The organism is Alteribacter populi (assembly GCF_002352765.1).
Lineage (GTDB): Bacteria > Bacillota > Bacilli > Bacillales > Salisediminibacteriaceae > Alteribacter > Alteribacter populi.
This window is the reverse complement of the sequence record NZ_KZ293963.1, coordinates 255,280-269,143: the sequence shown is the minus strand read 5'-3', so window position 1 is coordinate 269,143 and position 13,864 is coordinate 255,280. Positions and strand designations below refer to the sequence as shown.

Annotated in this window: 14 protein-coding genes and 1 tRNA gene; 2 read left to right on the top strand and 13 right to left on the bottom strand. The window is 40.3% G+C overall.

All coding sequences use genetic code 11. The features are described 5' to 3' along the window. Positions 1-231 precede the first annotated feature (231 nt). A complete protein-coding gene (locus CDZ94_RS01345; RefSeq protein ID WP_096434748.1) occupies positions 232-1,512 on the bottom strand; it encodes a DNA polymerase IV in 1,281 nt (426 codons plus the stop codon). A gap of 195 nt (positions 1,513-1,707) precedes the next feature. Between CDZ94_RS01345 and CDZ94_RS01340 the strand changes: the two genes are divergently transcribed. After that, a complete protein-coding gene (locus CDZ94_RS01340; RefSeq protein ID WP_096434747.1) occupies positions 1,708-1,908 on the top strand; it encodes a hypothetical protein in 201 nt (66 codons plus the stop codon). A 303-nt stretch (positions 1,909-2,211) separates the two neighbouring features. On the opposite strand, the gene CDZ94_RS01335 is transcribed toward CDZ94_RS01340, so the two are convergent. The 5 genes from CDZ94_RS01335 to CDZ94_RS01315 form a co-directional block, all read right to left on the bottom strand. Continuing rightward, positions 2,212-2,685 (bottom strand): MarR family transcriptional regulator, encoded by a 474-nt coding sequence (locus tag CDZ94_RS01335; protein WP_096434746.1) that lies wholly within the window; start codon positions 2,683-2,685, stop codon positions 2,212-2,214. Between the two features lie 199 nt (positions 2,686-2,884). Further along, positions 2,885-4,000, bottom strand: coding sequence for a M20/M25/M40 family metallo-hydrolase (locus CDZ94_RS01330; RefSeq protein WP_096434745.1), 1,116 nt, complete (start codon positions 3,998-4,000; stop codon positions 2,885-2,887). Positions 4,001-4,107: 107 nt separating this feature from the next. Further along, complete coding sequence (locus CDZ94_RS01325) at positions 4,108-5,658, bottom strand: acyl-CoA carboxylase subunit beta (protein ID WP_096434744.1); 1,551 nt, start codon at positions 5,656-5,658, stop codon at positions 4,108-4,110. Next, positions 5,658-6,506 carry a methylmalonyl-CoA epimerase gene (mce, locus tag CDZ94_RS01320; protein WP_096434743.1) on the bottom strand — a complete coding sequence of 283 codons (849 nt, stop codon included), beginning with the start codon at positions 6,504-6,506 and terminating at the stop codon, positions 5,658-5,660. Before mce ends, CDZ94_RS01325 begins: the two co-directional genes overlap by 1 nt. 18 nt (positions 6,507-6,524) lie before the next feature. Beyond that, positions 6,525-8,171, bottom strand: a complete 1,647-nt coding sequence (locus CDZ94_RS01315; RefSeq protein WP_096434742.1) for an acyl-CoA mutase large subunit family protein — start codon at positions 8,169-8,171, stop codon at positions 6,525-6,527. A 547-nt stretch (positions 8,172-8,718) separates the two neighbouring features. On the opposite strand from CDZ94_RS01315, the gene prli42 reads away from it, so the two are divergent. Then, entirely contained in the window at positions 8,719-8,808 is a 90-nt protein-coding gene (gene prli42 / locus CDZ94_RS21105; protein ID WP_157812004.1) for a stressosome-associated protein Prli42, read from the top strand. 107 nt (positions 8,809-8,915) lie between these two features. Here prli42 and CDZ94_RS01310 read toward each other — a convergent pair whose 3' ends face one another. The 7 genes from CDZ94_RS01310 to CDZ94_RS01280 all read right to left on the bottom strand — a co-directional run bounded on the left by CDZ94_RS01310 (position 8,916) and on the right by CDZ94_RS01280 (position 13,678). Further along, the gene (locus tag CDZ94_RS01310) at positions 8,916-9,425 is read right to left on the bottom strand and encodes a L,D-transpeptidase (RefSeq protein WP_232735771.1); all 510 of its coding nucleotides are present in this window, start codon (positions 9,423-9,425) and stop codon (positions 8,916-8,918) included. Positions 9,426-9,477: 52 nt separating this feature from the next. Further along, positions 9,478-10,446, bottom strand: a complete 969-nt coding sequence (locus tag CDZ94_RS01305) for an aromatic acid exporter family protein (protein WP_096434741.1) — start codon at positions 10,444-10,446, stop codon at positions 9,478-9,480. A 181-nt stretch (positions 10,447-10,627) separates the two neighbouring features. After that, a tRNA-Arg gene (locus CDZ94_RS01300) sits at positions 10,628-10,702 on the bottom strand. 129 nt (positions 10,703-10,831) lie between these two features. Then, on the bottom strand, positions 10,832-11,179 hold the full coding sequence (locus tag CDZ94_RS01295) for a hypothetical protein (protein WP_096434740.1): 348 nt from the start codon (positions 11,177-11,179) through the stop codon (positions 10,832-10,834). A gap of 88 nt (positions 11,180-11,267) precedes the next feature. Continuing rightward, the gene (locus CDZ94_RS01290; protein ID WP_096434739.1) at positions 11,268-11,696 is read right to left on the bottom strand and encodes a BrxA/BrxB family bacilliredoxin; all 429 of its coding nucleotides are present in this window, start codon (positions 11,694-11,696) and stop codon (positions 11,268-11,270) included. A gap of 99 nt (positions 11,697-11,795) precedes the next feature. Then, complete coding sequence (locus CDZ94_RS01285) at positions 11,796-12,869, bottom strand: metal ABC transporter solute-binding protein, Zn/Mn family (protein ID WP_232735772.1); 1,074 nt, start codon at positions 12,867-12,869, stop codon at positions 11,796-11,798. Between the two features lie 341 nt (positions 12,870-13,210). Next, on the bottom strand, positions 13,211-13,678 hold the full coding sequence (locus CDZ94_RS01280; RefSeq protein ID WP_096434738.1) for a hypothetical protein: 468 nt from the start codon (positions 13,676-13,678) through the stop codon (positions 13,211-13,213). Positions 13,679-13,864 lie beyond the last annotated feature (186 nt).

Genomic DNA, 13,864 nt, shown 5'->3' with positions numbered 1-13,864 from the left:
GGAGTCTCCGCCATTGCAGCAGCACCCTTGGCTCTCTCAAAATCAAGCCAAGGCTTTTAGCAAAAGAAAAGTTATTTCCTTGCAGATTCTCTCCATGAGAAAGAGCATATCCTCTTGCCATGTAGGCGTATTCTACTTATTCAGCAGCCTCCAATTACTAAAAAGTTATCGACAACCTAAGCAAATATAAATTCCTAAACGACAAAAAAATAAAGAACCAGTTTATGGTTCTTACTCATCATCAAATAGATGATCACCTAAAAAATCTTTTTCTAAACTAGTGCCTCGTCGTTTTTTATCCCGCAATAGGTCACTACGGTCCTCTGAAAGTTGAGCTCCTTTTAACAATATGTTCTCACCAAATTTATCTCTGATCTTATCTACCGTTGTCGTTAGTTGGTCATTTTTCATGTCTTTTTCATATGAAAATAAATCTAACTGTTTGTAGGCATGGCCTTTTTCAACCAAATCCATCCCTGTCACTCCTAATAATCGAATCGGTTCATGTGACCAATACTGTTCACAGAGGCGCCAGGCAGCTTCATACAAGTCCTGGTGAGAACTGACTGGATAAGGTAATTTTTTACTACGAGTGATTGTTTTCCGGTCGTGGTAGCGGATTGTCAACTGCACATTTCCTGCGTAGACACCTTTTTTTCTCATTCTTCGTGCCACCGAGTCCGCTAGATTCATTAGTATTTTTCTAATTTTTGCGGGATCGGTTATGTCCTCTGGCATCGTTGTTGAATTACCTATACTTTTGAAGTCTCCTACCGAATCCGGATCTACGATACGCTGATCAATTCCATGTGCACGTTCATGAAGCTTCAACCCGGAAATACCCAATGTTAACTTGAGCTTATTTGGATCTGTTAAAGCAAGCTGACCTATCGTCTGTATATTTAATTTTTTTAGTTTTTCTGCAGTTTTTTCTCCAATACCATGCATTTCAATAACAGGTAATGGCCAAAGAATCTCCCTTACTTGCCGCTTACGTAAAACGGTAATTCCCATAGGCTTTTTCATATCACTGGCCATTTTCGCTAAAAATTTGTTAGGGGCTATACCAATGCTTGAAGGCAGGCTCAATTCATTCAATAACCGGTTTTGGATATGCTTTGCCATTTCAAGAGGAGAAAAATGTGTGTCAGAATAAGTCACATCCATATATCCTTCGTCGATGGAAACAGGCTCTACAAGAGGGGTATATTCATAAAGCATTTGAAACATATGAGTCGAAGCTTTACGATATTTATCAAAGTCCGGTGTTCTTACGATGAGTTGTGGGCAATTTTTCTTTGCTTCCCAAAGAGGCATCGGTGGCTTTACACCCATAGCTCTAGCCTCATAACTCGCAGTGACGACAATACCTTTGCGTTCTTCTACATTGCCGGCAATCGCCAGTGGCTTCCCTTTTAAATCAGGATCATATGCTGCTTCCACAGAGGCATAGAAGCTGTTCATGTCAACATGAAAAATAATTCGCCCTCGCTTTTTTTCTTTTCTTTCCATCGTACCCCCTCCTCCTTTTATCATGAACAGAACAGCGAAAATAATCAAATGTTGTTCGTCAATTTATTCATAAACCCAAAAAATAGTCCCCTATGGAAAGGCACTATTTTTTACTATTTAATAGATTCCTCAAGCTTTTTGGAGTGCAAGAGTATGATATGATAAATGAAATAAAATGAAAGGTGGTCATAATTGATGACGGAAATTGTCCAAAACCAGACCATCTATAATTCGGTTCTGTCCTTAATTGTCGAAGCCTTAAAATACTATGCACAAAACGAGTGGCCTTCTCCTTCTATAGAGCAGCTTTCTGATAGAATAGGGTATTCGGAAGAGTTGATATTAGAATCTATGGAATTTGGTGAAGTAGAGGAGCCGGATGGTTTACTTCAATAAGTAACCGCTGGCTCTTTTTGAAAAGAGTTGTATGGGGGCAGCTCCCTTCACACCGCCCGTTCAAGGGAAATATACCTTGATACTTAAAGCTGTTCTCGTAAAGTTTGTTGTTTTTTGATCAAAATATCACTCAAATCCGCTACAGGCAGACGCTTTCACCTCAGGAGCATAAGTGCGACATCCATTGTTGCTTTTCCCGCTGGAGTCGCCGCCTTTCGCTCCTTCGATTTATCAATATAAAACAACAATCTATGCGAACTTGTTTCTTAATACTTGTCCTAATGTTGTGATATCATTTACTTTCTATTTTGCTGTTCTTTCCACCCAATCAACGAACTCTTTTCCATGAAATTCTTGGTTGGCCTCACGATGAAAAGTGACGAGATCTTCGATAAAAGAAGGATGATCTTTCTTATAGGATTCAATAAAATCGAATAATCGAAAGGTTCCTTCTTGTGTTTCTCCGCGCTTTACTAATCCTTCATCTGTTAACATCACATAGGAGACACGGAGATCCCTTTCATCTTTGAGTACTTTTACAAAACCTTTATTCAGAAGACGCTTAATTACTTGCATAACTGTGGAGCGATCCCACAGCCCCACTTTTGCAATTGTAGAAATAGAAGCTCGTTCCTCTAAGTAAACAATCCACATTACGTGTTGTTCAGCTAGTGTCAGGCCTCGATCTCGAGCGCTCGCCTGCCATTCTTCTTCAAGTATTTTGGCAATGCCTCTTATATAATTCATTAGAAGGTGATAATTGCGGTAATCTTCCATGAGGTCACGACTCCTTAACTTGTATAGTTTAGTAGATCAGATTCTTTTATAATACCATAATTCGCCAAATTGTGTGTTAAAACCCACAATTTGTCACACTTTTTCACAAATGGTCATCCTTAGTTGTTCTTGTACTTTTTAAAAGCAAAACAAAAAACCCTCTTAAAAAGTAGTCCTTTTTAAAGAGGGTTTTACTGTTTTATTTAGCTGCTTCTTTAACTAAAGCTACAACCAGTTCTGCTGTTTTATTTAGTTCTTTAATTGGCATTCGCTCATTTGTCGTATGAATTTCTTCATAACCAACGCCGAGGTTGATCGTCGGCACACCGTGTCCTGCAATAATGTTCGCGTCACTTCCGCCTCCACTTTGAAGAAGCTTCGGTTCACGTCCGACAGCTTGAACTGCTTTTTTCGCTGTCTCTACAATGGCATCGCCTTCTTCGTGCTTAAAGCCAGCGTACATAACATCAATCTCTACGTCTGCACGACCGCCCATCTCTTCAGCTACTTCTTCAAATGCTGATTTCATTTTGGCAACTTGCTCTTCCATTTTTGGTGCAACTAATGAACGAGCTTCAGCGAGAATATCAACACGATCACAAACAATGTTCGTCTGGCTTCCACCTTCAAAACGACCGATATTTGCTGTAGTTTCTTCATCTATACGACCGAGAGGCATACGGGCAATTGCCTTTGAGGCTACGGTAATCGCAGAAACGCCTTTTTCCGGCGCTACCCCTGCATGAGCCGTTTTTCCGTAAACCGCAGCTTTTATTTTTGCTTGTGTCGGAGCAGCTACGATAATATTTCCTACTTTCCCGTCACTATCGAGAGCAAATCCATATTTGGCAACAATATCAGCCGGATCTAATGCTTTTGCTCCTACAAGACCGGATTCTTCCCCCACTGTAATGATAAATTGAATCGTTCCGTGCTCAATATTGTTTTCCTGTAAGACGCGAATCGCTTCTAAAATTGCAGCTAGTCCCGCCTTATCATCAGCTCCGAGTATGGTAGAACCATCTGTCTTTATGTATCCGTCTTCCATTATCGGGTTGACACCTTTTCCAGGTACAACCGTATCCATATGAGAGGTAAAATAAATAGGATCTACGTCTTTTGGACCTTCGAGTGTACAAATTAAGTTACCCGCTCCGTGCCCGGTTACAGAAGTCGTATCATCTTCTTTGACGAGTACACCTAACGCTTCAAATTTTTCCTTTAATACTTTTGCAATCTCTGTTTCATACTTTGTTTCCGAATCGATCTTAACAAGCTCCGTAAACTCATCGACTAACCGCTGTTGATTGATCATTCCATTGCCTCCAATACTATCGTCTCTTTGCTCTCTTAGTATAACAAACTCCCTTTCCTTTGTCCCTGTAAGAGTTTTTTCAAACCCAGGAACCCTCGCAACCCTAACTATAACGGAATATTTCCGTGTTTTTTATATGGACGCTCTTCTGACTTTTTCTGCAGCATGTCGAGACTTTGAATAAGCTTAACTCTTGTCTCTCTTGGATCGATCACATCATCGACCATCCCGTTTGCTGCAGCAACATAAGGATTCGCAAATTTTTCTCGATATTCTTCGATCTTACCTTGACGGGTCTCTTCTGGGCTTTCACTTTCGCGAATTTCTTTTGCAAAAATAATATTCGCGGCTCCATGGGGGCCCATTACTGCTATTTCTGCATTCGGCCAAGCAAAAACGAGATCAGCACCGATCGCTTTACTATTCAATGCCACGTACGCTCCACCGTATGCTTTTCGCGTGATTACTGTAATTTTTGGTACTGTCGCCTCTGAGTAGGCATATAGAATTTTAGCTCCGTGACGAATGATTCCGCCATGCTCCTGCTTAACGCCTGGAAAGAATCCTGTTACATCTTCAAAAGTAATCAGCGGGATATTAAAGCAGTCACAAAGCCTGATAAATCGTGAAATTTTATCAGAAGAATCAATATCCAGTCCACCTGCCATCACTTTTGGCTGATTTGCTACTAGGCCAACAGAACGGCCATCAATTCGAGCAAATCCAACAACGGCATTTTTCGCAAACTTAGCATGCACTTCCATAAAGGAGCCTTCATCTACTACCATCTCTAGTGCTTTCCGAACATCGTAAGGTCTTGAAGGATCAATGGGTACAACATCGGGAATATCATGCAGAAAATCACGTTGATCATTGGTGATTTCTTTCATTGGTGCAAATTCTTCATTATGCTGCGGTAAATAGCTTAATAACTCCCGTACTCCCTGTAAGGCTGCTTCTTCTGTAGAACATGAAAAATGAGCATTGCCGCTGATCGCACCGTGAACAGAAGCTCCGCCAAGTTCTTCACTACTTATTTGCTCTCCAGTGACGGTTTCGATGACTTTAGGTCCGGTAATAAACATCTGACTCGTATTTTCAACCATAAATACGAAATCTGTGATTGCGGGTGAATATACAGCTCCACCGGCACACGGCCCCATAATGACAGAAATTTGTGGAATAACACCTGAATAAATCGAATTTCGATAGAAAACGTGTCCATATCCATCAAGAGACAGCACACCTTCTTGAATTCGAGCACCGCCCGAATCATTTAACCCAACGAATGGCGCCTTATTTTTTACAGCTAAATCCATTGCCTGGGCAATTTTCTTTGCATGCATTTCACCTAAGGCTCCACCATACACGGTGAAATCTTGAGCAAACAGAAAAATCGTCCGTCCATCTACTTTCCCGTATCCAGTAACGACCCCTTCTCCTGGCGCAGACCCTTGTTCCATGCCAAAGTCAAGACATCTGTGCTCAATAAACGGATTAAGTTCAACAAATGTTCCTTCATCTACTAGTAAATTAATTCGTTCACGCGCGGTCAATTTACCTTTTTCATGTTGTTTTTCGATTCGTTCATCGCCACCGCCTAGCTCGATGGCCCTTCGTTTATCATATAGTTCATTAATTTTATCAAACATGTCCATTACGATTTTACACCTTCTCCCTTTCTAGACGGGTCACACAATTCTACGAGAACATTATTTGCAGCTTTAGGATGCAAAAAAGCAATCGGATAACCGCCAGCGCCTACTTTTGGTTCTTCATTTAGGACAGGTACACCTTCACGCTTCAATTGTTCAATTCTATCTTCTAATGAATGAGTGGAAAAAGCGATGTGATGAATCCCTTCCCCTTTTTTTTCAAGGAATTTCGCTACCGGACTATCTCTTGTCAATGGTTCGAGTAATTCAAGCTTTGTATTCCCTACTGGGATAAACGCTACTTTTACACCCTCTGATGGTACTTCCGTCTCAGCTTCTACTTTTAAATGAAGGTGATCAGCATAAAAACGTAAAGCATCTTCAATCGAATGAACGGCTATCCCTATATGGTCGACTCCACCCGGAGGAGAGAGCAGCTTTTTCTCAGACCCTCTTTTCTCATTCACAGCTTGGTCAATATAAGCAGCTACAGCTTTTGTTGACGTCCCTGGCGTAAATATTTTCTTAATTCCCTGCTCTTCTAATACTTTGGCATCTTGATGTGGAATCACTCCTCCACCAAAGACGATAACATCTTCCGCATCCTCTTCCGTTAGTAACCGGAGTACTTCCGGAAACAAAACGTTGTGAGCGCCTGACAAACACGACAAACCGATGGCATCGACATCTTCTTGAAGTGCTGCACGAACGATTTGTTTAGGTGATTGCCTTAAACCGGTATAAATGACTTCCATACCTGCATCTCTTAACGCCTGAGCAATAACCAATGCGCCACGGTCGTGTCCATCAAGTCCTGGTTTAGCAATAAGCACACGGATTTTTTCTTTCATAGTAATGACCTCCTCTACCTACCCCTGATATTCACCAAATATGTCTCTTAACTTGCCGCAAATCTCACCAACAGTAGCATACTCTCGTACTGCCTCTTTAATGAAAGGCATAAGGTTACTTGTACCTTCCGCCTGATAGGCAAGTTCTTCCAGAGCACGTTTCACCTTTTGTTCATCTCGATTTTTCCTCAGCGATTCAAGACGCTGATGCTGTTCGCTCACAAACGTATCGTCTACTTCCATGAGATCGGGTTCAGGCTCTTCATCAAGCTCATAACGATTCACTCCGACCACAATTTCTTCTTCGTTTTCAATTTTCTTTTGCGTGTCATAAGCAGCTCGTTGAATTTCCCGCTGCATATATTGCTGATCTACAGCAGCCACAGCTCCTCCACGCTTCTCAATTTCATCTAAATACGCTTGAGCTCTCGTTTCCATTTCATCTGTTAACGATTCTACATAATAGGATCCGCCAAGAGGATCAACGGTATCAGCGACACCGGTTTCATTAGCAATGATCTGCTGCGTGCGTAACGCAATTCTCGCCGAATCTTCCGTAGGTAACGACAATGCCTCATCTTTCGCATTGGTGTGAAGGCTCTGTGTTCCCCCCATCACCGCTGCCAATGCCTGTAACGCTACGCGAACCACATTATTATCTGGTTGTTGAGCTGTTAGTGTAGATCCGGCAACTTGAGTATGAAAACGTAGTTGCCAGCTTTTAGGGTTTTTCGCTCCATACGTTTCTTTCATAATTCTTGCCCACATCCGTCTTGCAGCACGAAACTTTGCGGCTTCTTCAAAAAAGTGATTATGACCGTTAAAAAAGAAGGCTAAGCGAGGTGCAAATGTATCAATCTCCAACCCTGCATCAAGAGCAGCCTCTACATATGCTTTTGCATTGGCTAGTGTAAATGCAAGCTCTTGCACAGCGTTCGAACCGGCTTCGCGAATATGATAGCCGCTTATACTAATCGTATTAAATTTCGGTGCAAACTCTGTGCAGTAAGAAAAGATATCTGTAATTAGCCGCATGGATGGTTTTGGCGGAAAAATGTAAGTCCCACGAGCAATGTATTCTTTTAAAATGTCATTTTGAATCGTTCCTTGTATACGACCTGGAGCTACACCTTGCTTTTCAGCGACGACCATATACATCGCTAGCAAAACGGAAGCAGGTGCATTTATCGTCATTGACGTACTCACTTTGTCCAATGAGATTCCTTCAAAAAGTTGTTCCATATCTTCTAACGAATCGATGGCAACACCAACTTTTCCTACTTCACCTAACGCCATTGCGTCATCAGAGTCATATCCGATCTGTGTTGGCAAATCAAATGCCACACTTAATCCTGTCTGACCTTGTTCTAGTAAATACCTAAACCTACGATTCGTTTCTTTTGCAGAACCGAAGCCGGCATATTGCCTCATTGTCCAATGTCGGCCGCGGTACATCGTAGGGCGGATTCCTCTCGTATATGGGAATTCTCCTGGAAGACCTAGTTCATCCTGATAATGTTCATCCATTTCATCCGGTAAGTAAACCCGGTCGACCGGAATCTGAGACAATGTATGAAAAGACTCTTTACGCTCAGGCCTTTTTTCAATTTGTTTTTGAGTATCCTCCTGCCATTGTTGAAAATAAGAAGATTCTCTTGTTTTCATAGTTGTTCGACCTCCCTTGACGACATTTTCGTTTTATAAGAAAGCGCTAACATACTATACTTCTATTTCGACAAGATTAATTCCTTCTAAAAATGATAATTTGACTTTTTCCGATAATTTATTTACTAAATTGCCTATTTTTACACTTTCATAATTCATTTGTTAAAAAAAGCACACTACTTCAAAAAATGATTATCCCCTTTGCTCAGAACTATGAAGGCATCAGCCAAGTTTAATATTTCACTTTTAATTATGGCTCTTTTCGTATGTATTGTTGCTTTTAATCTTCGCAGCTGAAATAAACTGCGACATCACCTACCGCTTCGGAAATACACCACGCTTTCCGCGGGGTCTCGGCTGGTCCGTTTTTCTGTTCGGTACCTTACACTATTTAGCTGAAAGAATGCCAATGACACGCTCTAAAGAACTGCGCTCTTTATAACGGTTTTTTCCAGGTTTCCCTTGAGCCGCCTTATCTTCTACTTGTCTTCTTGGCTTATTTTTATTAAAATAAGAATTACGAACAGGTAATGAGGAGGTTATGAATATGCCCCGTAAAGCACGTAAAGCTATTATTTATATGATGATTGCAATTATGTTTTTAGGTACTGCCTTGGCTGGAGCTTCAATGTGGTAATGGTTAATTAGGAGCTCGAAAGCGAGTGGAGTTAAACTTAGAACTAGATATTTACAAATACAAGCGGAAGGGCAATATATTGCCCTTCCGCTCTTTTTGACACATTTTTATTCAATTGCCCCGTGCATTCTTCCCAAATCTTCAAAAGATGTTTTTTCATTCACAACTAAAACTTTCATCCCTATAGGAATCTCCTCAAATAAAACTTCCACATCTTCATTTCGCATCCGGATACATCCTGCTGTTACAGCATTACCAATCGAATGAGGATTATTAGTCCCATGTATGCCAAAAATACGACCATTCGTATTCTCAGCATCAAAGCCAATCCATCGGCTTCCAAGAGGATTATTTTCATCTCCGCCAGGGATATCCCCTTTACGATAATAAGGGTTGATCGCTTTTATGAGAATCGTAAATTCACCCTCTGGTGTTTCGTCCCCTACTTTTCCAATGGCTACAGGAAATACTTGTTTCACTTCCCCCTCTGTAAGAAAAGCCATTTCTTGGCGATCTTTATTAATGACCAGGTACGGATCTCCTGGCACCGGATTCTCTCCTAAAGGCCATATCGGAGAAACGACGAGCAATACCATAAACATTAGCCGTATGACCACAAATTTCGCCTCCGTTCTTTTCCTTACTATTATACAGAGAAGAGTAGACTATTCATCGAAATAGGGAATATTCTCGTTTAGGTTTAAATTGACGTTTAATGATCAAATATTGTTCCAATTCTTTGATTAATTGTAAAATAGACGACCGGGTTTCAAATTCCTCTCTCGTCTTCGGCAATGCCATTTCTTTAAATGACTCTTTTAGATCTTCTAATTGAGCAATAAATAGATGAGCTGTATTATCCGGATGAACGCCTTTACTTAGCTCTTCCAGAAAGTTCGCTACCATTTCTCCTTGCTTCACACGAATATCAATAGCTGTTAATAACGGCATCATTCGTTCAATAATATCGAATTGCTTTTCCCTCATTTTAAAATAATGATAATATTGATCTTCATAACGAAGTACATGGTTTTCAAGATTTTGTAGAGCAGTACTTTTGGCTCGATGAACAATGTCGAAAGCTTCAGTAATTTCTTTTCCATCCCAATTGTTATCACCCTTTTTTACATAAACCGCAAATTCATGAAAGATCGTTCTGATTCGTTTTTCCAATTCATCCTGATCTTTACCAAGCTTTGTTTCCACACTCGGCATGTAAATATTCGTTAACAGTGCACAGCCAATTCCGATGGTAATAAGTGCAAACTCATTCATGACGATACCCATATTAATCTCTTCTAACATATAAATATGTAATATAATAACCGTACTCGTAGCAATACCCGCTTGAGCGTTTACGATTAACGTAGTCGGTATAAATAAAAGAAGAAGCAGACCTACAGTAATTGGATGATAGGCAATGATTTCAAACATGACACCCGCATAAACAATCCCGATCAAACAAGCAAGAAGACGTGCCCAGGAAATTAGGAAGGACTTCTTTTTTGTTTTTTGAATACATAAAACGGTAATGATTCCCGCACTAGCGTAAAAGTCTAGCTGTAACCATTGGGCAATGGCAATGGCAAGTGCCGCACCAAGTGCCGTTTTTAATGTTCGGTACCCTATCCGAAACACGTTACCCCCTCCTCCTCAGTGTCCATTTCTTTAGTATAAGAATCTGCCACCCTTTTTACCCTTTTCTGAGCAAAGACTTGAAAGGCGGATCCTTGCCTAACGTTTAATGGCGAAAGCCTTAGTTGCGCTTATCTTAAAGTAAAAAAAAACCTCCGTAAACGGAGGTTATGTATTATTTAAATGGCGCGCCCACCAGGATTCGAACCCAGAACGCGAGAGCCGAAATCTCGTGTGATATCCATTTCACCATAGGCGCAGCAAAAACGGAAAGGATTTCCGTTCGCACTATTGGAGTATAGCAATATTTGCTTCATAAATCAAGAACTTTTTATACTTCATTTTGAATACGTACTATACTCTTGTTGAAGAGAGCTTTTCAATCCTCTTACACTTCTTCTTCAAACATATTTTCAAAACGTTCATTCATCTGTTCATCAGTATAGCCCATTTGGCGAAGGCGTCCCGCAAAATTCTGCGCCCAAAGTTGAAGACGCTGACCCATCTTTTTATATTTTTTCGCAGTGGATCCTTTACCTTCTTTCGCTCGCCCTTCAGCATTAGACATTACATTTTCAGCAATGAACAGGCCGCGCCATACGTCTTCTTCTTGAAACTGATCAGCTTGATCATTAAACATCGCAATCACTTTCTTATAATAATGTTCAAAATCTTCAAATGGAATTTCTTCTTCCATGTTTAAATATGTATGAATTTCCTTGTACAACTCTTGCACTAGAGACACTCCTTATCTTATCAAATACACGTATGCGAAAGATTATAGCATAAATAAAAGGAGGCTTCCACCTCCTTTTACTACTGCATTAACCTTTGAAATACGTATCGAATGCTTTTTCAAGCTTTTGAACAACTTCAATCGGTTCGTGGCCTTCAATTTCATGACGCTCAAGCATCGTTTGGATTTTACCATCTTTTACAAGAGCAAATGAAGGTGAAGAAGGTTCAAACCCTTCAAAATATTCTCTTGCACGACCAGTTGCTTCGCGATCTTGTCCGGCAAAGACGGTTACATAATGATCCGCTTGCACTTCATAGTTCTTCATATAATGGGCAGAAGGACGAGCAATCCCACCAGCACATCCACATACAGAGTTTATAAGCACGAGTGAAGTTCCACCTTTACCAAATACTTCATCTACCTCTTCAGGTGTAGTTAGCTCTTGGTAACCTGCATCTACCATGTCTTTACGTGCAGTTTGCACGACATCATTCATAAAAAGTTGAAAATCCATTCAATTAACACTCCTTTATCATAGCCTTTCACTTCATTTTACACTCTTTTTGGTGATTTTACCAAGTAAATGTATTGATTTGATAAATCGGTACCTTATTTACTGTAATGCTGAATGCAGCATATCAATATTTCGTCTCATTAAACTGAAATAATCTTCGTCTTTCTCCGAATCCTCTTCTGTCAATGCCTCAAGGTTATGAAGCCAAAGATCTTCAGCACCAATTTGTTCACGGACGGTTTCAGCTACCTTTGTTGGAATGTTTTGTTCAAACATAACGTAGTTAATGTTATTTTCCTCTGCAAATTCAATCGCTTCCTGCACTTGTTGGATAGATGGCTCATTACTTGGAGATAATCCCGCAATACCGATTTGGTGAATACCGTAGCGTTCATCCCAGTAACCGTACCCAGCATGAGAGACTATAATCGTATCCTGCCCTTTATTGTCTGCCATCTCTTGGAATTCTTCGTCTAGTATTTCAAGCTCAGCTTTCAGGTCTTCAAAGTTCTCTTCAAAATTCTCCTTACCTTCAGGACGTAGTTCAACAAGAGCTTCTTTAATGTTTTCAGCTAAATCAATTGCACGGATTGGATCTAACCAGACGTGTGGATCTTTGTCACCGTGATCGTGTTCATCCTCTTCATGACCGTGATCGTGACCTTCATCGTGTCCATGTTCATCCTCTTCATGACTATGATCGTGACCTTCATCGTGTCCATGTTCATCCTCTTCATGACTATGATCGTGACTATGTTCATGGTCAAAATCAATTAAATCAATGCCATTTACTGCTTCAAGAATTTCTACGTTTTCACCGTCTAATACATCATCAATCATATCAGCAAAGCCTTCGAAACCTGCCCCGTTATAAACAAACAAATCTCCTTCTGCCACACTGATCATCTTTTGTGCTGTAGGCTCAAACGTATGAGCATCTGTTCCGGGAGGGATAATGTTCTCTACTTCTACATGTTCTCCTCCAATTCGATTTGCAAAATCCTCAAGAGGGAAGAGGGTAGTATAAACATGAAGTGGATCAGCTGATTCTTCATTCGCTTCTTCCCCGTATGTTTGATCTCGTTCTGTATCATCCTGCTCTTCACCACATGCGACAAGAAATACCGACAAAACAAGGGTTGAATAAAATAATGTTGGTTTTATGCAATTCAACTTTGTGTTCCCCTTTCGTAACGATTACGTTTTATTAAGCCAATAAGAATTATATCGGATCAATTACGATTTGTAAACAGGAACCACTTGGATTTAGTTATTTATTTCCCTTTTACTTAAATGAATGAATTTCATAATTCTCAGCCCAGGCCGTTCAACGGTTCAAAGATATGAAAAAAGATCTTCTGCGTAGTAGGCCGGAATCTGTGAGAATCCTGCGGAAAAACGGGCCAGCCGAGACCCCGCAGGGCGCTTTTCCCGAGTGCAACAAACTTTGAAAAATGAGCCAAAAACAAGAAAGAACCTCGGCTTTCGAAGTTCTTTCTCGGAATTTTTTAACTTTATTCTGATTTAATTCTCGCTTTTAAATACTTGTTCACGTCTTTTTGAAGAGTGAGCAGTTCTGGCAAAACTTCCTTAATTTCTTGGTCATTTCTTTCTTTTACTGCTGCGAGAAACTTCTCGTGAACCTCTTGATGTTTTTCTTTCCATTGTTGATCTTTTTCAGGTGGATCCTGTAGCTTCCCTTCTTTTTTCAACTCTTTAAATTTCTTAATTAACGTTTCTCTTTCACTTATGATTTCTCGCCATTCTGATTTTAACTCAGGGTGATAACGATCAATGAGTAAGTCATAATAAAAATGAAAGTGAGGTCTCAATGCTTCATGACGGTAATACATTTCGTGGTATGTATTATTATGATCATTTTCATGCTCTGCTGGATCTTCCGCAAAGCTAATTACGGGTTGGAAAAGAGACGTGGCTACGATTAAAGTCAGAAAAAATACGATTGGTTTTCTGTATTTCAACAAAAACACCTTCCTTTTTCAGCTACTTTTTCTAGTTTTTCCAAAAAAGAAAGCTGTATTCGTAAAGTTTGGTGCTTTTTGATAAGTAAAATTATCGTTCAAATCAGTTACAGGTGGACTCTTTTCAGTCCTCCTCGCTGCTATCCGTCGAGACAATCAGCAGCTTATTCACGAAGTAATGCTTGT